This window comes from Methylobacterium sp. BI1, from assembly GCF_056680125.1.
Genome location: NZ_CM155267.1, coordinates 4768263 through 4794032, shown reverse-complemented (window position 1 = coordinate 4794032; position 25770 = coordinate 4768263). Strand labels below are relative to the sequence as shown.

The window sequence follows — 25770 nt, the reverse complement described above, 5'->3', positions numbered from 1 at the left end:
GGGGCGGCCGCAGGCTCGGGTCTCAAGACCGCCGTGTCGGAACGAACGCCGCCACGGCCGCGAGCAGCCAGCCGGCCATGAGGGCGAAGCCGCCGGTCGGGGCCGCCATGGGAAACAGCGGCGTGCCGTGCAGCGCCCGGAGCGCGAGATCCCCCGAGAACAGCGCGAGGCCGACCACGAGAGCCGCCGCCGCGAGGCGGGTCACCGGCCGGTGCGTCGTACCGGTGGCGGCCAGGGCCACGAGCCCGAGGATCGCGGGGGCATGGAACAGCAGGAATTGCGCGGCAGTCTTCAGGCTGTCAGCCCCGCTGAGATGGGCGGCCGCCGCGCTGGCGGCGACGCCCAAGAGACCCGCGAGGGCGCCGAGCGCCAGGAGGGCGCGATCGAAGCCGTTCACGCGCCGCGCTCCCGCAGCAGGCGGGCGACGCTGGCGCGCAGCTCGGGGACGCCCCGATCGTCGCGGCTCGAGGTGAGCAGGATCTCGGGGTAGGCGGCCGGCCGCCGCGCGATGGCGGCCTGCACCCCGGCGATGCGCGCGTCCATCTCGGATTTCTTCAGGGCATCGCCCTTTGTCAGGACGATCTGGTAGCTCACGGCGGCCTTGTCGAGGCCGTCGAGGACGTCCGTGTCGATGCTCTTCAGGCCGTGGCGCGAGTCGATCAGCATGAACACCCGGGCCAGGTTCGAGCGGCCCTTCAGGTAGTCGTGGATCAGGTCGGTCCAGGCCTCGACCTTGGTCTTCTCCACCGCCGCGTAGCCGTAGCCCGGCATGTCGACCAGGGTCAGGCGGCCACCGATGTCGAAGAAGTTCAGCTGCTGCGTCCGCCCGGGCGTGTGCGAGGTCCGCGCCAGGGTGTTGCGCCCGGTGAGCGCGTTGACGAGGCTCGACTTACCCACGTTGGAGCGGCCCGCGAAGGCGATCTCGACGCCCTTCATCGGTGGCAGGGCAGGCACGTTCGGGGCCGAGGCGATGAAGTCTGCCGCGCCCGCGAACAGCAGGCGGCCGGCCTCGAGCAAGGCGGCATCGTCTTCGGCTTGGGACATCGGGCGGCTCCGGGCGAGGGGCGCATCCGCCGCCCTCGCGAGCCGACACGCCGGAAACAGGACGGTCCTCCCCGTCGCGAAACGGAGAGGACCGGTTGGAAGGTCGCGCGCCATGCCGGGCGTCGGGGCCCGGCTCGGTCCGGCTTTCAGCGCTGCGATCAGCTCTTGGCGACGGCGTTCTTGTCGGCGGGTTTGCGCCGGAACATCCCTCGCAGGTTGTCCCACAGCTCCACCTTCACGCCGTTGCGCCGCATGATGACGTATTGCTGGATCACCGACAGGGTGTTGTTCCAGGCCCAGTAGATCACCAGGCCGGCCGGGAACGAGCCAAGCATGAAGGTGAACACGATCGGCATGAAGGTGAAGATCTGCGCCTGGACCGGGTCCGGCGGCGCGGGGTTCATCTTCATCTGGATGAACATCGTGATGCCCATGATGATGGGCCAGATGCCGAGGTGGATGAAGTCGGGCGCCGCGAAGGGCAGCAGGCCGAACAGGTTGAGGATGTTCGTCGGGTCCGGCGCCGCCAGATCCTGAATCCAGCCGAAGAACGGCGCGTGCCGCATCTCGATGGTGATGAACAGGACCTTGTACAGCGCGAAGAAGACCGGGATCTGGATCAGCACCGGCCAGCAGCCGGCGACCGGGTTGATCTTCTCCTTCTTGTACAGCTCCATCATCGCCTGCTGCTGCTTCATCTTGTCGTCGGCATAGCGCTCGCGGATCGACGCCATCTCCGGCTGCACGGCCTTCATCTTGGCCATGGACTGGTACGACTTGTTCGCGATCGGCAGGAAGAGCAGCTTCAGGCAGAAGGTCACCACCAGGATCGACACGCCGAAGTTGCCGAACAGGTGGAAGAAGAAGTCCAGGGCCCGGAACATCGGCTTGGTGATGAAGTGGAACCAGCCCCAGTCGATCAGCAGGTCGAACTGCTTGATGTTCTGGTTCGCCTGGTAGGCGTTGACCGTGTTCACTTCCTTGGCGCCGGCGAAGAGCTGCTGGGTCGCGGCCGCCGAGGCGCCGGGCTGGATCACCTGCACGTTGCCGAGGACGTTGGCCTGATAGACCTTGGTGGCGCCGTCGGTCCGCTCGGTGAAGCTGCCGGTATAGGGAGTCGCCTGATCCGGGATGGCGGCGGCGGCCCAGTACTTGTCGGTGATGCCGACGAAGCCGCCGGTCACGCCCGCCCAGGTCTTGCCCTTGGTGCTGGCATTGCCGAGCGCCGGCTCCTTGGCGAGGTGGTCGTAGGTGTATTCCTGCAGGCCGTCGGCGCCGAGGACGCCGATCAGGCCCTCGTGCAGCACGTAGTAGCCCTGGGTGTGCGGCTTACCCCAGCGCGAGACGAGGCTGTAGGGATAGAGGGAGACCGCGTTGCCGCCCTTGTTCTCGACCTCGTCGCGAACGGTGAACATGAACTTGTCGTCGACGGCGATGACCCGCTTGAACAGCAGGCCGGCGCCGTTGTCGTAGCTCAGCGTCACGGGCTTGCCCGGCGCCAGGGTGGTGGCGTCGGCGGTCCAGAGGGTGTCGCCGTTGGGCAGCGGTCCGGCGTTCTGGCCGACCCAGCCGAACTCGGCGTAGTAGGGATTCTCGGTGCCGGTGGGCGAGAGCAGCACGATGCGCGGGCTCTTGTCGTCCACGGTCTCGTGGTAGTTCTTCAGCGAGACGTCGTCGATGCGACCGCCCTTCAGGGCGATGGAGCCAGCGAGCGCCGGGGTGTCGATGGTCACGCGCGGGGAGCGCGCGATCGCCGTCTCGCGGGGGACGACGCCGCCGCCGGCGCCCGTGGCGCCCGGCAGGGTTCCGGGGACGGGATTGGCCGGGCCGCCCTCCTTCGGGCTGGCACTCGGCACGCCGTCGGGGCCGGCCGGCTGGGTGGCGGCCTTGTTCTGCAGGGCGGCCTGGCGCTGCTGCTCCACGCGGGGGGCGGCGATGAAATAGTTCCAGCCGAGCAGGACCGCCAGCGACAAGGCGATCGCGACGATCATGTTCGTCTTGTCATTACCCATCGGTCGGTCCGTCGCATGCGTTGGGAGAAGGGGAGGGCGCATTCGCGCGGGCCGGTCCATGACCGGCCCGCGCGGCGGAGCCCGTCGCGCCCGAGGCCAATACCGGAGCCGCCGCCGATGCGCCAGACGCGGGCGCGCCTTTGCCGCGTCCCCGCCGGGCGGGCCGCGGATCGGAGGCCTCGGATTTCGGACCTTGCGGCTTCGTCACCACGGCGACGGCACGACGCAGGTCGTCGAGGAGGGTCTCGAAAGGGGCGTGCAGGGCCGGGCGCCGGGCCACCAGCACCACGTCGGCCGGGCGCACCGGAAGATCGCCGGCCGCCTGGGCCACGGCCGCGCGCAGGCGCCGCCGGATGCGATTGCGCTCCGTCGCGTGGCCGACCCGCTTGGTGATGGTGAAGCCGATCCGGAGGCCGTCGCCCGCCGGGTCGCCGGGAGCGACGTCCGAGGACGCCTCCATCGCGCGGACGAGGCCCTGCGCCGACAGGCGTTCGTTGTGGAAGCGACGTCCGCCGGCCGCGGCCAGGAACTCGGAGCGTCGCGTCAGCCGCCCGATCGTCGGTGGGGCCGATGACATGGCCAATCCGATCCCGGCCGGTCCGATCTCGCAGCGGGTCCTGTGGCCGTTGGCCAGACTCATGATGTGGCGCGCCGCCCGTGACGGCGCCGCCGATCTCTTAGGCCGAGAGCTTCTTGCGGCCGTGCGCGCGACGGGCCGCGATGACCTTGCGGCCGCCGGCGGTGGCCATGCGGGCGCGGAAGCCGTGGCGACGCTTACGCACGAGCTTGCTGGGCTGGTAGGTTCTCTTCATGGCGCGATCTCCGAATGGCCGAGGATCGATCCGGGCCGCACCGAAGGCCGCGCCGGATATTCACTCGCCCTGAAATGTGTCTGCAAGCGCGAACAGCGCCGCTCAAGGGCGCCGCGTCGCGATGGCGCGGCTTATGGGGCAAGGTCCCGCCCAAGTCAATTCCGGAGCGTGCCGAAACGGCAGGATCCGGACCCGGATCCGGGAGGCTCGGTACAGAAAAGGACGGCATTCCGTATACCATCCGTTAACCCATCCGCGCCATCCTGTGATCCTGTCCGGTTCTCCCGGACGACGCGCGGGTCTCCTGATTCGCTCGCTTGAACTGCTCCCGAAACTCGCGTTTCAGGCCGCCCGGAAGGGCGGCCTTTTTTTCGTTCCAGGGGCGTCTACTCCCGGGATTTCCTGCGCGCTCCAGGCCTTCGCACGCGCGAAGATTCCAAGCCTTCGCACGCGCGAAGATTTGAGCCCGATGGCCCGCCGGCGGCCGCATCGGGCCTGGCACCGAACGTCTCCGTTAACGTTAACATTGGGTAAAGCCCGCGGGCCGTCGCGTTCGGCGCTAGAGTTGCGCAGACAGCTGCAAACGCGCCGCCGTCGTCCCATCTCGGGACGCCATCGGTCCGGTCGCGGCACAGGAGGCACCATGAGCGGGTTCGACGTCATGTTCCGGGACGAGCGCGACTGGGTGAATTTCGGTGACACCTATGTCACCTCGGAGGCCTTCAAGGTTCTCTTCCGCGAGGGCATGACCCTGGTCGAGGAGGCCGCGGCCTATCTCGACGGGACCGGCCGCGAGGAATCCCGCCTGATGTCCCGCGATGGCACGCTGAGCTACGCCAGCGAAAGCATGCGCCTCACCACCCGGCTCATGCAGATCGCCTCCTGGCTCCTCGTCCAGCGCGCGGTGTCGGAAGGCGAGCTGACCCCCGCCGAGGCGATGCAGGAGAAGACCCGCGTCCGCCTGACCACGCCCGAGACCTTCCGGAGCGACGTGTTCGGCGTTCTGCCGCCGACCCTGCAGGACCTCATCGTGCGGTCGCGCCGCTTGCACAGCCGGATCCTGCATCTCGACGGCCTGATCGCCGACGAGCGTCCCACCCCGCAGCCGCAGGAGAGCCCCGTCGTCGCCCAGCTGAGCCTGCTGCGCTCGGCCTTCGGTGCCGCCTCCGCCTGACTCCGGCGTCACCGCCCGGCCTCGGGCCGGGCGGCGGGACGAGGACCCGAAACGTAGAACGGGCGGCTCCGGGGGAGCCGCCCGTTCTGCGTTGTCCGAGATCGCCGCCGCGTCGTCGCGACGACGATCGACGGTGGCCTTACTTCTTGCCGAAGGAGAGGGCGCCGAAGCGCGAGTTGAAGCGCGAGACGCGACCACCGCGATCGAGCATCTTCTGCTCGCCACCGGTCCAGGCCGGATGGGTGTTCGGGTCGATGTCGAGGTTGAGGGTGTCGCCCTCCTTGCCGTAGGTCGACCGGGTCATGTACTCGGACCCGTCGGTCATCACGACCTTGATGAAGTGATAGTCGGGATGCTCGGTACCCTTGGCCTTGTCGGCCGCGCTCTTTGCCATGACGAAATCCTTGAATAGCCAAGCCGACCGGCCCGTCTGGCGGCCCGCGGCCATAGATCACGCGCAATCGGATGAAGGCGCGCCTATACCTCACGCACCTTCGCCCGACAAGCGTGCGCCGCTCGAAGAGACCGCCGGACGGTCGCTTTTCCTGGAAGACCAACGATGACGAGGCACCATGGCTCGCGGCCGTGACAAGAAAATTCCCGGGGAGGCCCGGCCGAAGGCACCGCTCGGTTCGCTCCGCCCGCTGATCCCGTTCGCGATGGTCTATCGCGGCCGGATGCTCGCGGCGTTCCTGGCGCTCCTCGCCGCTTCGGGCGCGACCCTCGTGGTCCCGATCGCCCTGCGCCGGGTCATCGACCACGGCTTCTCGCCCGAGGGCCAGGGCGTGATCGACACCTATTTCGCCGCCCTGATCGGCGTCGTGGCGGTGCTCGCCCTCTCCAGCGGGGCGCGCTACTACACGGTCGCGACGCTGGGCGAGCGCGTGGTGGCGGATCTCCGCACCGCGGTGTTCCGGCGCCTGACCCAGCTCGACCCCGCCTTCTTCGACCGCTCGCTCTCGGGCGAGATCATCTCGCGCCTCACCGCCGATGCCACGCAGGTGAAGGCCGTCTTCGGCGTCTCGATCTCGATCCTGCTGCGCAACGCCTTCCTGTTCACGGGCGCCGTGGTGATGATGGTCATCACGAGCCCGAAGCTGTCCGTGCTCGTCCTCGCGGCGATTCCCCTGATCGTCTTCCCGCTGATCCTCTCCGGGCGCGGCGTGCGGCGCCGCTCCCGGGCGGCGCAGGATCGCCTCGCCGACGCCTCGGCCTATGCCGCCGAGGCCGTGAACGCGATCCGCACCATGCAGGCCTTCGGCATGGGCCAAACGACGGCGAGCCGCTTCGCCGCGGCCGCTGAGAACGCCTATGCGGCGGCGCGCGATTCGATCCAGGCGCGGGCGCTCCTGACGGGCGTCGCCATCTTCCTCATCTCCGCCAGCGTCGTGGGCGTGATGTGGTACGGCGCGCAAGGGGTCCTGGCCGGTACCATGACGGCGGGCCAGCTCTCGCAGTTCGTGCTCTACGCGGTGTTCGGCGCGAGCGCCCTCGGGCAGCTCTCGGAGGTCTACGGCGAGCTCGCCCAGGCGGCCGGCGCCGCCGAGCGCCTCGGCGAGATCCTGGCGGCCGAATCGACGATCCGCATCCCGGCCGATCCGCTGTCCCTGCCGGTGCCTCCGAAGGGGGCGGTGGCCTTCGAGACCGTGCGCTTCCAATACCCGACCCGGCCCGACCATCCCTCCCTCGACGGCATCAGCTTCACCATCGCGCCGGGCGAGCGGGTGGCCCTCGTCGGGCCCTCCGGCGCGGGCAAGACCACGGTGCTGCAACTGCTGCTGCGCTTCTACGACCCACAATCCGGTCTCATCCGGGTCGACGGCGTCGACATCGCCCGCGTGGATCCGGACAGCCTGCGCGAGCGCCTCGCCCTGGTGCCGCAGGACCCGACGGTGTTCTCCGGCTCCGTCCTTGAGAACATCCGCTACGGCCGGCCCGAGGCGACCGAGGCGCAGGTCCAGCGCGCGGCCGAGCTCGCCCATGCGGACGGCTTCATCCGGGCCCTGCCGCAGGGCTACGCCACCACGGTGGGCGAGCGGGGCGTCACCCTCTCCGGCGGCCAGCGCCAGCGGGTGGCGATCGCCCGCGCGATCCTCAAGGATGCGCCGATCCTCCTCCTCGACGAGGCGACCTCGGCCCTCGACGCCGAGAGCGAGCGCGCGGTGCAGACCGCCCTCGACACCCTGATGCGCGGGCGCACCACCCTGGTCATCGCGCACCGCCTCGCCACGATCCGCAAGGCCGACCGCATCCTCGTCCTCGACGACGGGCGGATCGTCGAGAGCGGCACGCACGAGAGCCTGCTGGCCCAGGGCGCCCTGTATGCGCAGCTGGCGGCACTCCAGTTCACCGATGCCCACGACGACGGCCCGCGTGCCCGGGACTCCCGGCCGCTCGTGGATGCGCTGCCGGCGGAGTAGGCCGGAGAGGCGCGACCGCGCGCGGGGGGGATCAGCCCTCCGCGCCGGTCCCGTTAAGTGGATTGGCCTCGTCCCAGGCGTAGCCGAGGGTCTCGAACCGCATCGCGCGGGTATCAACCATCAGGAGCCGGCCGACGAGAGGCTCGCCGAACTCCGTCACCGTGCGGATCACCTCCAGGGCCATCAGCGAGCCCATGATGCCCGCGAGGGCCCCGAGCACGCCGGCCTCGGCGCAGGGAGCGACGCTTCCGGGCGGGGGCGGGTTCGGGAACAGGCAGCGATAGGTCGGGTTCGGACGGCCGCGCGCGTCGGCCTCGTAGGGGCGCAGCGTCGTGAGCGAGCCGTCGAAGCGCCCGAGGGCCGCCGTCACCAGCGGACGCTCGGCGTGGAAGCAGGCATCCGAGACCGCGTAGCGCGTGGCGAAGTTGTCGGACCCGTCCGCGACCACGTCGTAGGCGCGGATCAGCGCCTGGGCGTTTTCCGGCGTCAGCCGGGTCGGATGCGCCTCCACCGCGACGTGCGGATTGAGGCGCGATACCGCCTCGGCTGCGCTCTCGACCTTGAGCCGGCCGATATCCGGGGTCCCGTGGATGACCTGCCGCTGCAGGTTCGACAGGGAGACGGTGTCGTCGTCGACGATGCCGACCGTCCCGATCCCGGCGGCGGCGAGGTACTGGATCAGGGGCGCGCCGAGACCGCCGGCCCCGATGACCAGGACGCGGGCGGCCTTCAGCCGGGCCTGGCCCGGGCCGCCGACCTCCGGCAGGACGAGGTGGCGGGCATAGCGTTCGACTTCGTCGGGGGAGAGGGCCATGCTCCGCAGATAAGCCCCGCCGCCGCGCGGCGAAAGCCCGGCCGCGAATTGCACCCCCGCGCGCCCGCGCCTATGGCCCTCCGCACCCGGACATCACGCGAGAGTCCCGCCCGTGCCGAACGCGCCCCATGACCGCTCTCCCTTCGACCGCTCTCCCCTCGCCCTCGCCCAGGGCCTGATCCGCTGCCCCTCCGTCACCCCGGAGGAGGGGGGCGCGCTCGCTTGGCTCGCCGGCATCCTCGAAGGGGCGGGGTTCACCGTGGAGCGCCCGCGCTTCTCGGAACCCGGCACCCCCGACATCGACAATCTCTACGCCCGCATCGGCACGCGTGCGCCCTACCTGCTGTTCGCCGGCCATACGGACGTGGTGCCCCCCGGCGATGTTTCCCGCTGGCGCCACGGTCCCTTCGCCGGGACGGTGGAGAACGGGGTGCTGTATGGACGCGGGGCCGTGGACATGAAAGGCGGCATCGCCTGCATGCTCGCCGCCGTCCTCGACTACCTCGACGTGGCCGGCCCGGACGTTCCGGGCTCGATCGGCTTCCTCATCACCGGCGACGAGGAGGGGCCGGCGATCAACGGCACGGTGAAGCTCCTCGAATGGGCCCGTGCCCGGGGCGAGCGCTTCGACCATTGCCTCCTCGGCGAGCCGACCAACCCGGATTCCCTCGGCGACATGATCAAGATCGGCCGGCGCGGCTCGCTCACGGGACGCCTGAGCGTGCACGGCCGCCAGGGCCACGTCGCCTATCCGGATCTCGCCGAGAACCCGATTCCCGGCCTGCTGCGCCTCGCCTCGGCGCTCCTCGCCGCGCCGCTCGACGGCGGCACCCAGCATTTCGGCGCCTCGAACCTCGAATTCACCACCCTCGATGTCGGCAACACGGCCACCAATGTCATCCCGGCCGAGGCACGCGGCACCTTCAACGTCCGCTTCAACGACCGCTGGACCGCCGAGACCCTCGAAGCCGAGATCCGCGCCCGCCTCGACGCTGCGGCGGGCCGCAGCGTGCGCTACAGCCTCGACCTGCTGCCCTCGAACTCCCCCGCCTTCCTCACCGAGCCCGACGCCTTCACCGAGCTCGTCGCCGGCGCCATCACGACGGAGACCGGCCGCCGCCCGGTGCTCTCGACCACGGGCGGCACGTCGGATGCGCGCTTCATCAAGGAGGCCTGCCCGGTCATCGAGTTCGGCCTCGTCGGCCAGACCATGCACCAGACCGACGAGTGCGTGCCGGTGGCCGACCTGAACCGGCTGACGGCGATCTACACGCGCGTGCTGGCGGCGTATTTTGCGCCGCGTTAGGCCGTCCGCTCCACGTCACCATCCGGGTTATCGTCGTCGCGCTGACCCGGGGGTGCGTGAGCGCCGTAATCCACGCCGACCAGGGTCAGCCCGCAGGCCGGGGCCAACGGCCCGCAGCGGCTGCGGTCCCGACTCGCCAGGATGTCGCCGACGTCGTCGGCGCTCAGACGCCCGCTGCCGGCCAGCATCAGGGTGCCGACCATCGAGCGGACTTGGTGATGCAGGAAGGCGCGGGCCGAGGTCGCCACGACGATCTCGTCGTGCAGGGCCATCGGCCTGCACGCGACGTCGAGCTGGTCGAGGGTTCGGATCGGACTCTTCGCCTGGCACTCGGCAGCCCGGAAGGCGGTGAAGTCGTGCAGGCCGAGGAGGCGCGTGGCCGCGGCGCGCATCCGGTCCACATCGAGGGGCCAGGGTACCTGCCAGACATGGGCGCGGTTGAGCACCGGGGGGCTGCGCCGGTTGAGGATGCGGTAGCGATAGTGCCGGCGGGTGGCGGAGTGGCGCGCGTTGAAATCGGCGCCGACGATCTCGGCGCTGAGGATCGCCACCGGGTTCGGCCGCAGGTGCGCGTTGAGCGCGTCGCGCACCACGTCGGTGCGCCAGTCCCGGTCCAGGTCGAGATGCGCCACCTGATGGGTGGCGTGGACGCCCGTATCCGTGCGTCCGGCGCAGGTGAGGCCGGCTGCCTCACCGGAGAAGCGCTTGACCGCCGACTCGATCGCCCCCTGCACCGAGGGCTGCGCGGTCTGCCGCTGCCAGCCACAGAACGGGCTGCCGTCGTACTCGATGACGAGCTTGTAGCGCGGCATCAGGCGTGGCCCGGCGCGGTCATGCCAGCCGCGTCCCCGGACTCGCGTGGGTGCCGCGCACGAATTCCGCCCCGCTGCTGACGCCGCCCTTGCCGGCGCGGCGCAGGGCGGTGAGGCGCACGGCCCCTTCGCCGCAGGCGACCGTCCCCTCCGTGTCGAGGAGCGTGCCGGGGACGCCGGCACCCGGGACGGCCTCGGCCGAGAGCACCTTCACGCGCTCCGGCCCCTTGCCGAAATCCGCCTCGAAGAAGGCGCCGGGGAAGGGCGACAGGCCGTTGACGTGGTCGGCGACCGCGCGCGCCGCCCGGCTCCAATCGATGCGGGCCTCGTCGTTGGTGATCTTGTGGGCGTAGACCACGCCGTCCTGCGGCTGGGGCGTGAAGGCGAGGGTGCCCCCCTCCAGGTCCCGGAGCGCCCGCGCCATCAGGTCGGCGCCGAGCGGCATCAGCGCGTCGTGCAGCTGTCCCGCCGTCATGCCGGGGGTGATGGGAATTCGAGCCTCCAGCGCCACGGGGCCGGTGTCGAGGCCGGCCTCCATCCGCATGATGCCGACGCCGCTCTCCGCGTCGCCGGCCATCACGGCGCGCTGGATCGGGGCCGCACCGCGCCAGCGGGGCAGGAGCGAGCCGTGCAGGTTGAGGCAGCCGTGGCGCGGCAGGTCGAGGATCGCCTGCGGCAGGAGCAGCCCGTAGGCGACCACCACGGCGACGTCGGCGTCATGGCCCGCGAAGGTCCCGGCGGCGTCCGGACCCTTCAGGCTCGCGGGCGTCAGGACCGGTGCGCCGAGGCTCTCGGCCATGACCTGCACGGGCGAGGGCTTGAGCGCCATGCCGCGTCCGGCCTTGGCCGGCGCACGGGTGTAGACCGCCGCGATGGCGTGGCCGTCGGCGGCGAGGCGCGCCAGGGTCGGCACGGCGAAATCCGGCGTGCCCATGAAGACGACGCGCATGGCTCCTGACCTCCGCCGCCGGCCTCAGACGTCGCCGCGCTTGGCCGCCTTGGCGAATTTCTTCACCACCCGGTCGCGCTTCAGCTTCGACAGGTGGTCGATGAACAGGACGCCGTCGAGGTGGTCGATCTCGTGCTGGATGCAGGTGGCCAGCAGCCCGTCGGCCTCGATCTCCTGCTCCCGCCCGTCGAGGTCGCGGAAGCGGACCCGCACGCGGTCGGGCCGCTCGACCTCCCCGTAGAATTCGGGGATCGACAGGCAGCCCTCGTCGTAGATCCGCTTCTCCTCGGAGGCCCAGACGATCTCCGGGTCGAGGAAGACCTGCGGCTGGCGGTCGTTCTCGTCCTTCGACGTGTCGATGGTGACGACGCGCTTCGGCACGCCGATCTGGATCGCCGCGAGGCCGACGCCGGGCGCGTCGTACATGGTCTCCAGCATGTCGGCGGCCAGCGTCCGGATCTCGTCGGTCACGGGGCCGACCGGCTCGGAGGCAAGGCGCAGGCGCGCATCGGGCAGGATCACGAGGGGACGGATGGTCATGGGGCGATCGGACTTGAAACGGGTGCGGGGCGGGCGGCGGCCTTGAGCCCCCGCAGATACGGGGGCGCCGGAGGCCGGTCAAATACCGGTTCCGCGCGGTGCGGCCTCAGAACGGTGTGCGGCTGCGGATCGCGGCGGTGAGGGTGCCCTCGTCGAGGTAGTCGAGTTCGCCGCCGACCGGGACGCCGTGGGCGAGGCGGGTCACCTTGAGCCCGTGCGCCTTCAGGGATTCCGTGACGTAGTGGGCGGTCGTCTGCCCGTCGACGGTGGCGTTCAGGGCCAGGATGATCTCCCGCATGGCGGGGTCGGCGGCGCGGGCCACGAGGCTGTCGAGGTTCAGGTGCTCGGGCCGCACGCCGTCGAGGGCCGAGAGCACGCCGCCGAGGACGTGGTAGCGGGCCGTCACCGCGCCCGAGCGTTCCAGGGCCCAGAGGTCCGAGACGTCCTCCACCACGACCAGGGTGGCTGGGTCGCGGCTCTCGTCGCAGCAGATCGTGCAGGGATCGCGCGTATCGACGTTGCCGCAGGTCTGGCACACGACGATGCGCTCCGAGGCCACCCGCATCGCATCCGCCAGCGGTGCCAGCAGCGTCTCCCGCTTCTTGATGAGCTGCAGGGCGGCGCGGCGGGCGGAACGAGGCCCCAGGCCCGGCATGCGGGCCAGAAGCTGGATCAGGCGCTCGATCTCGGGACCGGCGACGGCTTGTGCCATGGACGCAAATTCTCGTGACGGTTGGGACACCCGAGCGGCGGAGGGCGCAGCAGGCGGGCGGAAGAGACGGTGCGGCGGTGCGGGTCGGGCTGTGCCGCAAGTTCTGACATAGGGTTTTCGGCCCGGAATTTCGCCCCCGCCGCCGCCGAAAGGCGCCGAAAAGCGCCCTGCGCGAGCCTGCTTCAAAGGACACTTGGGCGGTAATCCTGTTCATGTAAGTTTTTTTGTTGGCCAACAGGCGGATTGACGGCAAATCCTCCGTCTCTATGCAGGAGGGGCGCGGATTTCGAGCGGTGAACCTGCGCGCGGTGGACCTGACCAACCACGCGGACGCTCGAGATCCGAACGAATACGGAGAGCCGACAGGGCTCCCGTGATGGGTGGCGACGCGATCAGGTGCCCGAGGAGAGATGAGCGTGACCAATATTGGCGAGTTCAATGCAGCGCACGGTTCCGAAGCCATCGGGCTGCGCAACCTGAAGGCGGTTCACTGGAACCTCGAGGTTCCCCGCCTCTACGAGGAAGCCCTGGCCCGCGGCGAGGGACAGCTGGCCCGCGGCGGCGCCTTCGTGGCCACCACCGGGTCCCACACCGGTCGCTCCCCCAAGGACAAGTTCGTGGTGCGCGACGCCGCCACGGAGAACGAGATCTGGTGGGACAACAACGGCGCGATCACGCCCGAGCAGTTCGAGACCCTGTACGCCGATTTCCTCGCCCATGCCGAGGGCCGCGAGCTCTTCGCGCAGGATCTGCGCGGCGGGGCCGACCCGGCGCACGGGGTCAACGCGCGGGTGTACACGGAGCTCGCCTGGCACTCGCTGTTCATCCGCAACCTGCTGATCCGGCCGGATCGCGCGTCCCTCGCGGGCTACGTGCCCGAGCTGACGATCATCGACCTGCCGAGCTTCCAGGCCGAGCCGCACCGCCACGGCTGCCGCTCGAAGACCGTCATCGCCATCGACTTCGCGCGCAAGCTCGTCCTCATCGGCGGCTCGGCCTATGCCGGCGAGATGAAGAAGTCGGTCTTCACGTACCTCAATTATGTGCTCCCCGGCGCTGGCGTGATGCCGATGCACTGCTCGGCCAACGCGGCCCTCGACGAGGCCGGCGACTCGGCCCTGTTCTTCGGCCTCTCCGGCACCGGCAAGACCACCCTCTCCAACGATTCCTCGCGCCAGCTCCTGGGCGACGACGAGCACGGCTGGAGCCGGGACGGCATCTTCAACTTCGAGGGCGGCTGCTACGCCAAGACCATCCGCCTCTCGCGCAATGCCGAGCCGGAGATCTACGCCACCACCGAGCGCTTCGGTACGGTGATGGAGAACGTGGTGATCGACCCCGAGACCCGGATCCCGGATTTCGACGACGCCTCGCTTACCGAGAACACTCGCTGCGCCTACCCGCTCGACTTCATCGCCAATGCGAGCGCCACGGGGCGCGCCGCGCACCCGAAGAACATCGTGATGCTCACCTGCGATGCCTTCGGCGTGATGCCGCCGATCGCCAAGCTGACCGGCGCCGAGGCGATGTACCACTTCCTCTCGGGCTACACCGCCAAGGTCGCCGGCACCGAGCGCGGGCTGACCGCACCCGAGGCGACGTTCTCGACCTGCTTCGGTGCGCCGTTCATGCCGCGCCACCCCAGCGTCTACGGCAACCTGCTGCGGGACCTGATCGCCCATCACGCGGTCGATTGCTGGCTCGTGAACACCGGCTGGACCGGAGGCGGCGTCGGCACCGGGCGGCGCATGCCGATCCGGGTCACCCGCCGGCTGCTCACGGCCGCCCTGGACGGCTCGCTGGCGAATGTCGAGTTCCGCCGCGACCCCTATTTCGGTTTCCAGGTGCCCGTCGCGGTGCCGGGCGTCGAGACGGAGGTGCTGTCCCCGATCGAGACCTGGACCAACAAGGCGGCCTTCCACGAGACCGCGACGCGCCTCGTCACGATGTTCCAGGAGAACTTCAAGCGCTTCGCCGCCCACGTGGACGCCGATGTGCGCGCGGCCGAGCCGGTGCTCTCCGCGGCCGCCTGACCGCGCGCCGTCCGAGGCGCGGGCGCAGGGCATCCGCGTTCCGGCACGGGGTTCGACGCGGGTGCTACGGTTTCGGGATCGCGCCGCCCGCGAACGCGTCGCCGGGCAGGACATCGTCGCTCATGACATCGTCGCACAGGACCTCGGGGGCATTCTCCCGCGCCTCGCGGAAGAGGACGCCGACCTCGGTCCCGCTCGACCAGATCGTCTGTGCCCGATAGGCGGTATCGCCCGGATCGAGGAAGAGGTCGAAGCTGTCCGGAACCTCGACCTCCGTGCAGAAGGCGACGCGGGCCCCGATGGGCGACAGGTTTCGCACGAGGCAGGGCGTCGTCTCGGCCGATGTCCCGTCGAGGGCGACACGACCGGACAGATGCGTCAGGGCCCGAACGGCGTTGCGATGCTCATCCATGCCCCCAGCAGACACGGGCATCCGTTAAGACACACCGACTCCGATCGGTGAAAAGCGGGGCTATCGGCCACAAACAGGTTGATCCCGGTGCGGATCTTGTCTCTGCCCCTGGATCCGGCATGCCGGCCCGCCGACAGGACCCCCGCGGGCTGGCTCAGGCGGCCTCGCGCACCATCGCCTGGCGTACCTTCAGGGCCAATTGCTCCAGGGTGTAGGGCTTGGCCAGCAACTGCACGTCGGCGTCGACGAGCCCGTTATGCACGATGGCGTTGCGGGTATAGCCGGTCGTGAAGAGGACCGGCAGGTCGGGCCGGCGCTCGTGGACGGCCTCCGCGAGTTCACGGCCGTTGACCTCCGGCATGACCACGTCGGTGAACAGCAGCGCGATCTCGGGATGCGTGTCGAGCATCTGCAGGGCGTCCTTCGCGCCCTCCGCGTGGATCACGGTATAACGCAGGTCGCGCAGGGCCTCGACGGCGAGGTCCCGTACCCCGTCCTCGTCCTCGACCACCAGGATCACCTCCCGGGCCGAGCCCTCCGGAAGCATCGTCGGCGTCACGCGCTCCATCTCGGCGGCGTCGCCGAAATGGCGCGGCAGGTAGAGTCGGACCGTCGTTCCGCGGTCGGGCTCGGAATAGATTGCCACGTGGCCGCCGGACTGGCGAACGAAGCCGTAGACCTGACTGAGACCGAGTCCGGTACCCTGTCCGACGGGTTTCGTCGTGAAGAACGGATCGAAAGCCTTGGCGGCGACGTCGGGCGGCATGCCGCTGCCGGTGTCCGTCAGGGCCACGAGGACGTAGGGACCGGCGGGAACGCCGGGATTCTGCGCGGCATAGGCCTCGTCGAGATGGACGTTGTCGGTCTCGATGATGAGGCGGCCTCCCTTCGGCATCGCGTCGCGGGCGTTCACCGCGAGGTTGAGGATCGCGTTCTCCAGCTGGTTCGCATCGGCCTGCGTGGTCCAGAGCGCCGGTGCCGCCACGGTCTCGATCCGGATGGACTCGCCGAGGCTGCGGCGCAGCAGGTCGGACATCGCCGCGATGAGGCGGTTGCAGGCGATGGCCTCCGGGGCCAGGGGCTGCTTGCGGGCGAAGGCGAGCAGCCGGTGCGTGAGGGTCGCCGCCCGGTCGGCGCCCTTCAGGGCCTGCTCGGCGTAGCGCTCCACCGCGCGCTCACCGCGTTCCAGCCGCCGCTTGAGGAGGCTGAGATTGCCGATGATGATCGCCAGCATGTTGTTGAAGTCGTGCGCGAGGCCGCCGGTGAGCTGCCCGAGGGCCTCCATCTTCTGGGATTGCCGCAGGCGGTCCTCCAGCATGTCGCGGGTGGCGGCGGCCTCGATCAGGGAGGCGTTCGCCTCCTGCAGGGCCGCGTGGGCGCGCAGGGTCCGCTGGTGGCGCCGGCTCGCGTCGACCACCGCGTAGGCGCCCAGGAGGACGATCAGGACCACGGCCGCCGCGACGGCGAGCTGCACCTGGCGCGCAGCCTCGCCCGCCTGTTCCTGTCGACTGATCAGGCGGCTGTAATTGTCGGCCTGCGCCTCCCCGAAGAGCGAGCGGACCTCGTCCATGAGGTGCTTGCCCTCGCCGGAGCGCATGCGAGCCAGGGCCGCTTCGACCTGGTCGGCGCGGCGCAGGGCGACGGTCTCCCGCATTTCCGCGAGCTTGGTCTCGGCGGCGCGGCTGAGCCGGGCGATGATCGCCGCCATGCCGGGATTGCGCGCCACGGCTTCGGCGATCGTGGACAGGCGGCCCGGCGTACGCGCGACGGCGTCCTCGTAGAGCTTGAGGTAGGTCTCGTCGCCCGAGAGGAGATACCCGCGCTGTCCCGACTCGGCATCCTGGATGCCGGAATACAGGGTGAAGATGGCGTCCCGGATTCGAACGCTGCGGCGGAGCTCGGCACGATTCGCATCCTGCTCCGCAACCAGACTGGCCGTCGCCGCAACCGTTGCGATCAGAAGCAGAAATCCGATGACCAGGGGCGCGATGTCCCTCAATCGTCCGGGTACAGCCTTGGGCTGTATCGATGAAGCCCGAAGACGAGGCGCATCAAAGTTCATGATCCGGCCGGCGGGAGGACGTTAGATCCCCAACGTTCCACTCCGTCGGCCTTATGGCAACGCTTCGACGACCAAATTGTGATCGATGTTGCTGAATTGCCGGATTGACGGCGTCAGAACAACTTCATGCCCGGGGGGATCGGCAGGCCCTTCGTGAGCTCGGCCATCCGTTCGGCTGCAACCTGTTCGGCCTTGCCGCGGGCGTCATTGACGGCCGCCACGATGAGGTCCTCGAGGATCTCGCGCTCGTCGGCCACGAGCATGGCGGGGTCGAGCTGCACGCCCTTCACCAGGCCCTTGGCCGTCATCGTCACCCGGACGGCGCCCCCGCCCGACGCACCGGACACCTCGATAGTGTCCAGTTCGTCCTGCAGGGAGGCCATCTTCTCCTGCATGGCCTGAGCCTGCTTCATGATGCCCATGAGGTCGCGCATCGGGTCTGCCCTCTCTGTCGTTCCGGAACCGTGATGGACCCCATCTGGGGCGCCGCGGCCCCGGAGGCTATGCCTCGTCGTCGGGCTCGTCGGTTTCGGCCTCGCCGGTGGGCGCGGCTTCGATCGCCGGCGACCCTTCCGGAGCCAAGTCGCGCACGTCGACGATCTGCGCGCCGGGGAACCGGGCCAGGACCTCGCGGACCAGGGGATGGGCGGCGGCGTTCTGGTGGCGGGTCTCGGTGGCGGCGCGCGCGGTGGCGTCGAGGGTCGGGTCGCCGGCCTCCTTCGACAGGGCGACGATCCAGCGCCGGCCGGTCCAGGCGTCGAGGGCGCGGGCGAGATCGTTGGCGATGCTCTGGCGCCCGCCCTCGGCGAGGCGGAACTCGATGCGGCCCTCCTCGAAGCGCACGAGGTGGACCTCACGCTCCAGGGCCATCTTGAGGCCGATGTCGCGCTTGGTATCGGCCAGGGCGACGACGTCGGTGAAGCGGAGAAGGCGTGGCCCTTCGGGCTGCGGCGCGGGCGCCGGGCTCGCCAGGGCCGGGCGCGCGCCGCCACCATTGGCCGCCATGGTCAGGGCAGGGCGCGGCGGCGGCGCCTCCGCGGAGAAGGTCGGGATCGGCGGCAGGGCCGGGCGGGCCTCGGCCATGGCGGGCCCCGGGGACGGCGACGGGGCGAGGGCCTGGGCCGCGGCACCGGAGGCCGCCGCGGGGGCCGTCAGCGCCTGGGCCTTCATCTGGCGCAGGGCCTCGTCCGGAGTCGGCAGGTCGGCCGCGTAGGCGAGGCGCACCAGGGCCATCTCGGCCGCCGCCAGGGGGCGGGTGGCCGTCTGCACCTCGGGAATCGCCTTGAGGAGGATCTGCCAGGCCCGCGACAGCACCCGGATCGAGAGCGTTTTCGCGAAGTCGCCTCCGCGCGACCGCTCCGCCTCGCTCAGGGTCGGGTCGGCGGCGGCCTCCTCCGGCACCAGCTTCAGCCGGGTGACGAGGTGGGTGAAGCTCGCGAGATCGGAGAGGATCACGGCCGGGTCGGCGCCGGCCTCGTACTGCCCGCGCACCTCCGCGAAGGAGGCCGGGATGTCGCCGCGCATCACCGCCTCGAACAGGTCGACGATGCGGCCGCGATCGGCCAGCCCCAGCATGTCGCGCACGCTCTGGGCGCTGACGAGCCCGGCCCCGTGGGCGATCGCCTGGTCGAGGAGCGAGAGCGCGTCGCGCACGGAGCCCTCGGCCGCCCGGGTGATCGCCGCCAGCGCCTCCGCGTCGGCCTCGACGGATTCGGCGGCGCAGATGCGCGCGAGATGCCCGACCAGGGTCTCGGCCTCGACGCGGCGCAGGTCGAAGCGCTGGCACCGGGACAGGATGGTCACCGGCACCTTGCGGATCTCGGTGGTGGCGAAGACGAACTTGGCGTGCGGCGGCGGCTCCTCCAGGGTCTTCAGGAAGGCGTTGAACGCCTTCTCCGATAGCATGTGGACCTCGTCGACGATGTAGACCTTGTAGCGGGCGGAGACCGGCGAATAGCGGATGCCGTCGATGATGCCGCGCACGTCGTCGATGCCGGTATGGGAGGCGGCGTCCATCTCCAGCACGTCCATGTGCCGGGATTCCATGATGGCCTGGCAGTGGCGGCCGAGCTCCGGCATCGCGATGGTGGGGCCGGTATCGGGATGGCCGTCGCGGACGTAGTTCAGGCCGCGGGCCAGGATCCGGGCGGTGGTGGTCTTGCCGACGCCGCGCACGCCAGTGAGCATCCAGGCCTGGGGGATGCGGTTGGCCGCGAAGGCATTGGCCAGCGTCCGCACCATGGCGCCCTGGCCGATCAGGTCGTCGAAGTTCTGCGGCCGGTACTTGCGCGCCAGCACCCGATAGGGTGTGGCGGCCGGGGTCGGCTCGGGAAGGCCGGGCAGGAGCCCGGCATCGCTCAGGGGACCGGAGGTCGCGTCCATGCCGCCTTGCTGGGTTGGTGCGGCTCCGGTCGGAGGGTGCCGCCACGCGAGCCCGAGGCATCGATCGAGGTGGGAGGCTGGACGAAGACCCGCTCGGTCTCGTTAGGGCTGCTTCCTTCCGGACCTGACCCGGTTGGCGAGTGAAACGTCCCTCGCCAACCTCCCGAGGGCTATATGGCCGCCGCGCGCGACGGATGCAAGCGGACTCCGGGTATTCCAGCCGGTCTCGGGGTATTCCAACCGAACTCCAGGTATCCAACGGCACTTGGGCTTCCGCGGGCAGCCCGCGACAGGCCGTGGCCGGCGGGCCGGCGGGCCGGGGAGGCGGTCGCGGCGTGCCCGCAAATCGCCCGATCCCTGCGCCAGCATCTTGGTCCTGCCTGTATCGATGAAGAGGGAGACGCCGATGACGCGGCGGTTCGGCTTGAGCCTGTTGGTGTCCACCTGCCTCGCGGCGGGCCTGATGGCGGCATCCGCCGCGCCCGAAGCGCCGGGAGCCTGGGCCGGGCGCTACCTCTACGAGCACGATGGCGGGCGTACCGTCGGCGGATCGCCGATCGTCGTCACCTACGAGCTCGAGATCGCTCCGGGACGCGGCAACCGGGACTGCCTGCTGCGGATCGAGGGCTTCCAGACCGACGAGACCATCGTCTGCAAGGCGAGCGGTACGGCCGAGAGCGTGTCCGTCGCCTTCCACACCTTCGGCGATGGACGCACGGTGAACGCCTACGGCACGCGACTCTACGATGTCGGGACGAACCTGTTCGAGATGCGCCGGGGCGGCGATGCCGTCCTGACGCAGTGGCGGGCGCTCAATCCGAGTGGTGCCGGCTCGGCCGCGCCGGCCAGCACCTATTTCACCCGCAAGGGCTGAAGGCCGGAGCAATGATCCGGCAAACGGATCCCTGCGGAGCGTAGACCTACTCGGCCTTGCGCTTCACGATGGCGAAGGTCTTCGGGTCGAGCTCCAAATCGAACTGCTTGCCGTTGGCGTCGATGGCGTCGTCGACCTCGATCTCGTCGTCCTCGACCTCGATCTTCTTCCACTTGGTGAAGCCTTCCTGCTTCAGCACAGCCTCGATCTTGGTCTGCTCCTCCGGGGTCGGCTTCCGGTCGGCAAAGGCGGAGCCGGTGAAGGCGACGCCGAGGGCGAGGGCGGCGAGGCCCGTGAGCTTGATCGACATAATGTCTCCCTGTCGTGTTGAGAAATGTTTCTGACCCCCATCGAACCACTCAACCCGGTCGAGGTTCCTGTCGATCTCGCGTGGCGACTACGCCCAGAGGTTGTGTCCGGGGGCGGTGCCGCCTAGGGTCGCCGGATCTTTCCGCCCCCGGGGTCGGTCCAGCATGGTCACGCGCGTCGCCACCGTGGCGTTCGAGGGCATCGAGGCGCGGGCCGTCGATGTCCAGGTTCAGATCGCCCCGGGCATCGTCGCCTTCACGGTGGTGGGCCTCGCCGACAAGGCGGTGGCCGAATCCCGGGAGCGGGTGCGGTCGGCCCTGATCGCCTCCGGCCTCGCCCTGCCGGCCAAGCGCATCACCGTGAACCTCGCCCCGGCTGACCTGCCCAAGGAGGGCTCGCACTACGACCTGCCCATTGCCCTGGCGGTGATGGGCGCCATCGGCGCCCTGCCGGCGGACGCACTCGCGGGCTACTGCGTTCTCGGCGAACTCGCCCTCGACGGCACGATCACGGCCGTGTCCGGCGTGCTGCCCGCCGCCATGGCCGCCAGCGCCCTCGGCCTGGGCCTGATCTGCCCGGCCGCGACGGGGCCGGAGGCCGCCTGGGCCGGCGGCGATCTCGACGTGCTGGCGCCCCGCTCGCTCATCCAGCTCGCCAACCACTTCAAGGGCACCCAGGTCATGGCCCGGCCCGAGCCGGCGGTGGCCGCGCTGGGCGCCGCCCTGCCGGACCTGCGCGACATCAAGGGCCAGGAGGGCGCCAAGCGCGCCCTGGAGATCGCGGCGGCCGGCGGCCACAACCTCCTGATGAACGGACCGCCCGGGGCGGGCAAGTCGATGCTCGCCGCCCGGCTGCCCTCGATCCTGCCGCCGCTGGCGCCGCGGGAGCTCCTCGAAGTCTCGATGATCCAGTCGGTGGCGGGCGAACTCAAGGGCGGAGCCCTCTCGAACCGGCGCCCGTTCCGGCAGCCGCACCATTCCGCCTCCATGGCGGCCCTGGTCGGCGGCGGCATCAACGCCCGTCCGGGCGAGGCCTCGCTGGCCCATGGCGGCGTGCTGTTCCTGGACGAATTGCCGGAATTCACGCCGCAGGTACTCGATTCCCTGCGGCAGCCGATGGAGACCGGGACGATCATGATCGCGCGGGCCAACCATCGGGTGACGTACCCGGCCCGCTTCCAGCTCGTCGCCGCGATGAATCCCTGTCGCTGCGGGCAGGCGCTGGAGCCGGGCTATGCCTGTCGCCGGGGGCCGAACGAGCGCTGCGTCGCCCAGTACGGCGCCCGCATCTCCGGGCCGCTCCTCGACCGGATCGACCTGCGCATCGAGGTCGGGGCGGTCACGGCCGCCGACCTGATCCTGCCGCCGCCCCTGGAGGGCTCGGCCGAGATGGCGGCGCGGGTGGCGGCCGCCCGCGCGCTGCAATCCGCGCGCTACGCAGCCTACGATCCGGACGCCACCTTCACCAACGCCACCTGCCCGCCGCCGGTGATCGAGGCGGTGGCGGCGCCGGACCCGGAGGGAGCCGCTCTGATCCGCTCGGCCGCCGAGACCATGCGGCTCTCGGCGCGCGGTTTCCACCGCACCCTGCGGGTCGCCCGCACCCTGGCCGACCTCGACGGTGAGGCCCAGGTCCGCCGCATCCACCTCGCCGAAGCGCTGTCCTATCGCGGACGATCGGACCAGCCTGCGGCGGCATGACGGTGCGCAAGGCTCTCAATCCGGTGGCGGTCGATCCCCCGGGATCCCCGGTGCGGACACCCGGGACCGGCCACGCGCTCGACCCGACGCGCTATTCGGCGGCCTGGCGGGCGGCGTAGCCGAGGCGCCCGTTCAACTCCTCGATCAGCTTCACCGCGGCCTCCGCGATGACGGTGCCGGGCGGGAAGATCGCCGAGGCGCCGGCGGCGTAGAGGGCGTCGTAGTCGCCGGGCGGGATCACGCCGCCGATGACGATCATCACGTCGCCGCGGCCCTGCTCGGTGAGCGCGGCCTTCAACTCCGGCACCAGGGTCAGGTGGCCGGCGGCCAGCGACGACACGCCGACGATGTGGACGTCGTTCTCCACCGCCTGCCGGGCGGCCTCGGCCGGGGTCGCGAAGAGCGGTCCGATATCCACGTCGAACCCGAGGTCGGCGAAGGCGGAGGCGATGACCTTCTGGCCGCGGTCGTGCCCGTCCTGGCCCATCTTGGCGACGAGGATGCGCGGGCGGCGCCCGTCATTCTCCTCGAAGGTCTCCACGAGTTTGCGAACGGTCTCGACCACCGGCGACATGCCACCCACCTCCCGCTTGTAGACGCCCGAGATCGAACGGATCTCGGCCCGGTGACGGCCCCAGGCCTTCTCCAGGGCGTCCGAGATCTCGCCCACCGTGGCCTTGGCCCGCGCCGCGTTCACGGCGAGTTCGAGGAGGTTGCCCGTCCCCTGCGCCGCGGCCGTCAGCGCTGCAAGGGCGGCGTCGACATCGGACTGGCTGCGCTCGGCGCGCAGGCGCTTGAGCTTGTCGATCTGCAGGGTGCGGACATTGCCGTTGTCGACGCGCATCAGCTCGATGGCGCGGTCGTCGTCGGGCTTGAACTTGTTCACGCCCACGATGGTCTGGCGGCCGGAATCGATCCGGGCCTGGGCCCGGGCGGCCGCCTCCTCGATGCGCAGCTTCGGGATGCCGGCCTCGATGGCCTTGGCCATGCCGCCCAGTTCGTCGACCTCGCGCAGGTGCTCCCAGGCGCGGGCGACGATGTCCTGGGTCAGCTTCTCGACGTAGTAGGAGCCGCCCCACGGATCGACGATGCGCGTCGTGCCACTCTCCTGCTGCAGGAAGAGCTGGGTGTTGCGGGCGATGCGGGCCGAGAAGTCGGTGGGCAGGGCCAGCGCCTCGTCGAGGGCGTTGGTGTGCAGGGACTGGGTGCCGCCCTGCGTCGCCGCCATCGCCTCGATGCAGGTGCGGGTGACGTTGTTGAACACGTCCTGCGCCGTCAGCGACCAGCCCGAGGTCTGGCTGTGGGTCCGCAGCGGCAGCGACTTGTCGCTCTTCGGCTCGAACTCCTTGACGAGTTTGGCCCAGATCAGGCGCGCAGCCCGCATCTTGGCGATCTCCATGAAGAAGTTCGTCGAGATCGCCCAGAAGAACGACAGGCGCGGGGCGAACTGGTCGATGGTCAGGCCGGCCGCCAGGCCCGCCTTGATGTACTCGACCCCGTCGGCCAGCGTGTAGGCCAGCTCGAGGTCGTTCGTCGCCCCGGCTTCCTGCATGTGGTAGCCGGAGATCGAGATGGAGTTGAACTTCGGCATGTTCTTCGAGGTGTAGGCGAAGATGTCGCCGATGATCCGCATCGAACCCGCCGGCGGGTAGATGTAGGTGTTGCGGACCATGAACTCCTTGAGAATGTCGTTCTGGATCGTGCCGGCAAGCTTCTCCGGCGGCACGCCCTGCTCCTCGGCAGCGACGATGTAGAGGGCGAGGATCGGCAGCACCGCGCCGTTCATCGTCATCGAGACGGTCATCTCGTCCAGCGGGATGCCGGAGAACAGGGTCCGCATGTCGTAGATCGAATCGATCGCCACGCCGGCCATGCCGACGTCGCCCGAGACCCGCGGGTGGTCGGAATCGTAGCCGCGGTGGGTGGCGAGGTCGAAGGCGACCGACAGGCCCTTCTGCCCGGCGGCGAGGTTGCGCCGGTAGAACGCGTTCGAATCCTCCGCCGTGGAGAAGCCGGCATATTGCCGGATCGTCCAGGGCTGGGTCACGTACATCGTCGGGTAGGGACCGCGCAGGTAGGGCGCCACGCCCGGATAGGTGTCGAGGAACTCGATGCCTTCGCGATCCTCGGGGCCGTAGACGCCCTTCACCGGAATGCCCTCGGGCGTCATCCAGGGCTCGCCCGTGGGCGGCACCGGGGCCGGGATGGCATCGGCCGCGTAGGGAACGGTCGCGAAATCGGGGATGCGAGACGTCATGGGTTCTGGCTCGTGCGGCGGCGGCGTTCCGGCATTATAGGTACGCGCGCAATCTGGGCTACTCCTAACCGGACTTCGCCCGGATGGGGCCGGCAAAACCGTCACTTTCGCGCAAGCGGCTGGCAAATCTTTTCGGGCCGCTGCCAAATCTTTCTTGTCGGAGGCACCTATTCGGCGGCCATCCGGGAAGGTGCGAGGCCCTGGACCTCGGCGGCCACGGCCGCCACCACGCTGCGCAGGTGCCAGACGAGTTCCGAGAAGCCCGGCGTGATCGCGAGGCTCGCCTCGTTCATGTAGAGGCTGCGGTTGATCTCGATCTGCAGGGCATGGCGCTCGACGTTCGGCTCGCCGTAATGCTCGGTGATGAAGCCGCCGGCGTAGGGCTTGTTGCGCAGGACGCGATAGCCGCGGGCGCGCAGGTGGTGCTCGAAGGCGTCGATCAGGATCGGCGCGCAGGCGGTGCCGAAGCGGTCGCCCAGGATGATGTCGGCCCGCGCCGCCTCGTCGCGCCCGAGGCTCGACGACGGCATCGAGTGGCAGTCGATCAGGATGGCGTGGCCGAACTGGCGCGCCGTGCGCTGGATCAGGCTGCGCAGCGTGCGGTGATAGGGCTTGTAGAGGGTCTCGATCCGCTCGACAGCGGCCTCCACCGGCAGGCGTCCGCGATAGATCTCCTGCCCGTCGGCCACCAGCCGCGGGATGGTGCCGAGTCCGCCCGCCACCCGCATGGAGCGGGTGTTGGCGAAGGCCGGCAGGCGTCCGTCGAACATGCGCGGGTCGAGTTCGTAGGGTTCGCGGTTCACGTCGAGGAACGCCCGCGGGAAATGCGCCCGCATCAGCGGGGCCCCGAGATCGACCACCGGGGCGAACAGCCGGTCCACGTGCGCGTCTTCCGAGCGCCGCAGCGCGAGCCCGTCGAGGCGCGAGGCGGCCAGGAAGGCGGACGGATAGACGGCACCGGAATGCGGGGTGTTGAAGACGAAGGGGAGGGTGTGCGCCGTCGGCTCGTCCACCGTGAAGGGCGGATCAAAGGCAGCCGCTCCGGACGCTTCGGGGGTCTGGAACGGTTCTGTCATCGCGGCGCGGGCGCCTCGGTGCGGACGGGACAACGCATCGACTCACTCTGCGGTTTGCCGGTTCGCCTGT

The 25770-nt window shown here is 70.2% G+C and carries 24 protein-coding genes and 1 other RNA gene; 6 read left to right on the top strand and 19 right to left on the bottom strand.

Going from position 1 to position 25770, the window contains the following annotated elements:
• Nucleotides 1-22 precede the first annotated feature (22 nt).
• The 5 genes from AC1MGR_RS22620 to rpmH form a co-directional block, all read right to left on the bottom strand.
• Nucleotides 23-397, bottom strand: a complete 375-nt coding sequence (locus AC1MGR_RS22620; protein WP_480233030.1) for a DUF423 domain-containing protein — start codon at nt 395-397, stop codon at nt 23-25.
• Nucleotides 394-1044 carry a ribosome biogenesis GTP-binding protein YihA/YsxC gene (gene yihA / locus AC1MGR_RS22615; RefSeq protein WP_108038500.1) on the bottom strand — a complete coding sequence of 217 codons (651 nt, stop codon included), beginning with the start codon at nt 1042-1044 and terminating at the stop codon, nt 394-396. The genes AC1MGR_RS22620 and yihA overlap by 4 nt, the downstream gene beginning before the upstream one ends.
• Nucleotides 1045-1202: 158 nt before the next feature.
• A complete protein-coding gene (yidC, locus tag AC1MGR_RS22610) occupies nt 1203-3056 on the bottom strand; it encodes a membrane protein insertase YidC (RefSeq protein ID WP_480233029.1) in 1854 nt (617 codons plus the stop codon).
• A complete protein-coding gene (gene rnpA, locus AC1MGR_RS22605; RefSeq protein WP_480233028.1) occupies nt 3049-3633 on the bottom strand; it encodes a ribonuclease P protein component in 585 nt (194 codons plus the stop codon). Before rnpA ends, yidC begins: the two co-directional genes overlap by 8 nt.
• 100 nt (nt 3634-3733) lie before the next feature.
• Complete coding sequence (rpmH, locus tag AC1MGR_RS22600; protein ID WP_055947927.1) at nt 3734-3868, bottom strand: 50S ribosomal protein L34; 135 nt, start codon at nt 3866-3868, stop codon at nt 3734-3736.
• 643 nt (nt 3869-4511) lie between these two features.
• Between rpmH and rcdA the strand changes: the two genes are divergently transcribed.
• Nucleotides 4512-5042, top strand: a complete 531-nt coding sequence (gene rcdA, locus AC1MGR_RS22595; protein ID WP_108038504.1) for a protease adaptor protein RcdA — start codon at nt 4512-4514, stop codon at nt 5040-5042.
• Between the two features lie 139 nt (nt 5043-5181).
• Here rcdA and rpmE read toward each other — a convergent pair whose 3' ends face one another.
• Nucleotides 5182-5436 (bottom strand): 50S ribosomal protein L31, encoded by a 255-nt coding sequence (gene rpmE, locus AC1MGR_RS22590; protein ID WP_055948879.1) that lies wholly within the window; start codon nt 5434-5436, stop codon nt 5182-5184.
• 178 nt (nt 5437-5614) lie between these two features.
• Between rpmE and AC1MGR_RS22585 the strand changes: the two genes are divergently transcribed.
• Nucleotides 5615-7462, top strand: coding sequence for an ABC transporter transmembrane domain-containing protein (locus AC1MGR_RS22585; protein ID WP_480233027.1), 1848 nt, complete (start codon nt 5615-5617; stop codon nt 7460-7462).
• A 31-nt stretch (nt 7463-7493) separates the two neighbouring features.
• Here the strand turns inward: AC1MGR_RS22585 and AC1MGR_RS22580 are convergent, their stop codons facing one another.
• Nucleotides 7494-8276, bottom strand: a complete 783-nt coding sequence (locus tag AC1MGR_RS22580) for a HesA/MoeB/ThiF family protein (RefSeq protein ID WP_480233026.1) — start codon at nt 8274-8276, stop codon at nt 7494-7496.
• 112 nt (nt 8277-8388) lie between these two features.
• Between AC1MGR_RS22580 and dapE the strand changes: the two genes are divergently transcribed.
• A complete protein-coding gene (gene dapE, locus AC1MGR_RS22575) occupies nt 8389-9582 on the top strand; it encodes a succinyl-diaminopimelate desuccinylase (protein ID WP_480233025.1) in 1194 nt (397 codons plus the stop codon).
• Here the strand turns inward: dapE and truA are convergent.
• From truA to recR, 4 genes are all read right to left on the bottom strand, one after another.
• Nucleotides 9579-10394 (bottom strand): tRNA pseudouridine(38-40) synthase TruA, encoded by an 816-nt coding sequence (gene truA / locus AC1MGR_RS22570; protein ID WP_480233024.1) that lies wholly within the window; start codon nt 10392-10394, stop codon nt 9579-9581. The two genes, dapE and truA, sit on opposite strands and share 4 nt — an antisense overlap.
• A gap of 19 nt (nt 10395-10413) precedes the next feature.
• Nucleotides 10414-11343 (bottom strand): methionyl-tRNA formyltransferase, encoded by a 930-nt coding sequence (fmt, locus tag AC1MGR_RS22565; protein ID WP_480233023.1) that lies wholly within the window; start codon nt 11341-11343, stop codon nt 10414-10416.
• A gap of 24 nt (nt 11344-11367) precedes the next feature.
• Nucleotides 11368-11883: a peptide deformylase gene (locus tag AC1MGR_RS22560; RefSeq protein WP_480233022.1), complete on the bottom strand. Its 516-nt coding sequence runs from the start codon at nt 11881-11883 to the stop codon at nt 11368-11370.
• 106 nt (nt 11884-11989) lie between these two features.
• On the bottom strand, nt 11990-12595 hold the full coding sequence (recR, locus tag AC1MGR_RS22555; protein ID WP_108038518.1) for a recombination mediator RecR: 606 nt from the start codon (nt 12593-12595) through the stop codon (nt 11990-11992).
• 416 nt (nt 12596-13011) lie between these two features.
• Between recR and AC1MGR_RS22550 the strand changes: the two genes are divergently transcribed.
• Nucleotides 13012-14628: a phosphoenolpyruvate carboxykinase gene (locus AC1MGR_RS22550; RefSeq protein WP_108038576.1), complete on the top strand. Its 1617-nt coding sequence runs from the start codon at nt 13012-13014 to the stop codon at nt 14626-14628.
• Between the two features lie 64 nt (nt 14629-14692).
• On the opposite strand, the gene AC1MGR_RS22545 is transcribed toward AC1MGR_RS22550, so the two are convergent.
• The 5 genes from AC1MGR_RS22545 to ffs all read right to left on the bottom strand — a co-directional run bounded on the left by AC1MGR_RS22545 (nt 14693) and on the right by ffs (nt 19649).
• Nucleotides 14693-15040: a hypothetical protein gene (locus tag AC1MGR_RS22545; protein ID WP_480233021.1), complete on the bottom strand. Its 348-nt coding sequence runs from the start codon at nt 15038-15040 to the stop codon at nt 14693-14695.
• Nucleotides 15041-15194: 154 nt separating this feature from the next.
• Nucleotides 15195-17039: a CHASE3 domain-containing protein gene (locus AC1MGR_RS22540; protein WP_480233020.1), complete on the bottom strand. Its 1845-nt coding sequence runs from the start codon at nt 17037-17039 to the stop codon at nt 15195-15197.
• 176 nt (nt 17040-17215) lie between these two features.
• Nucleotides 17216-17536 carry a YbaB/EbfC family nucleoid-associated protein gene (locus AC1MGR_RS22535; protein WP_480233019.1) on the bottom strand — a complete coding sequence of 107 codons (321 nt, stop codon included), beginning with the start codon at nt 17534-17536 and terminating at the stop codon, nt 17216-17218.
• Between the two features lie 67 nt (nt 17537-17603).
• Nucleotides 17604-19484 (bottom strand): DNA polymerase III subunit gamma/tau, encoded by a 1881-nt coding sequence (locus AC1MGR_RS22530; RefSeq protein WP_480233018.1) that lies wholly within the window; start codon nt 19482-19484, stop codon nt 17604-17606.
• Between the two features lie 68 nt (nt 19485-19552).
• An RNA gene (gene ffs / locus AC1MGR_RS22525) (signal recognition particle sRNA small type) lies at nt 19553-19649 on the bottom strand.
• Nucleotides 19650-19890: 241 nt separating this feature from the next.
• On the opposite strand from ffs, the gene AC1MGR_RS22520 reads away from it, so the two are divergent.
• Nucleotides 19891-20358 (top strand): DUF5991 domain-containing protein, encoded by a 468-nt coding sequence (locus tag AC1MGR_RS22520; RefSeq protein ID WP_480233017.1) that lies wholly within the window; start codon nt 19891-19893, stop codon nt 20356-20358.
• A gap of 46 nt (nt 20359-20404) precedes the next feature.
• On the opposite strand, the gene AC1MGR_RS22515 is transcribed toward AC1MGR_RS22520, so the two are convergent.
• The gene (locus tag AC1MGR_RS22515) at nt 20405-20668 is read right to left on the bottom strand and encodes a PepSY domain-containing protein (protein ID WP_108038528.1); all 264 of its coding nucleotides are present in this window, start codon (nt 20666-20668) and stop codon (nt 20405-20407) included.
• Between the two features lie 163 nt (nt 20669-20831).
• Between AC1MGR_RS22515 and AC1MGR_RS22510 the strand changes: the two genes are divergently transcribed.
• Nucleotides 20832-22367 (top strand): YifB family Mg chelatase-like AAA ATPase, encoded by a 1536-nt coding sequence (locus AC1MGR_RS22510; RefSeq protein ID WP_480233016.1) that lies wholly within the window; start codon nt 20832-20834, stop codon nt 22365-22367.
• 91 nt (nt 22368-22458) lie between these two features.
• Here the strand turns inward: AC1MGR_RS22510 and scpA are convergent, their stop codons facing one another.
• Together scpA and AC1MGR_RS22500 are read right to left on the bottom strand one after the other, a co-directional pair.
• The gene (gene scpA / locus AC1MGR_RS22505) at nt 22459-24624 is read right to left on the bottom strand and encodes a methylmalonyl-CoA mutase (RefSeq protein WP_480233015.1); all 2166 of its coding nucleotides are present in this window, start codon (nt 24622-24624) and stop codon (nt 22459-22461) included.
• A gap of 167 nt (nt 24625-24791) precedes the next feature.
• Complete coding sequence (locus AC1MGR_RS22500; protein ID WP_108038534.1) at nt 24792-25700, bottom strand: N-formylglutamate amidohydrolase; 909 nt, start codon at nt 25698-25700, stop codon at nt 24792-24794.
• Nucleotides 25701-25770 lie beyond the last annotated feature (70 nt).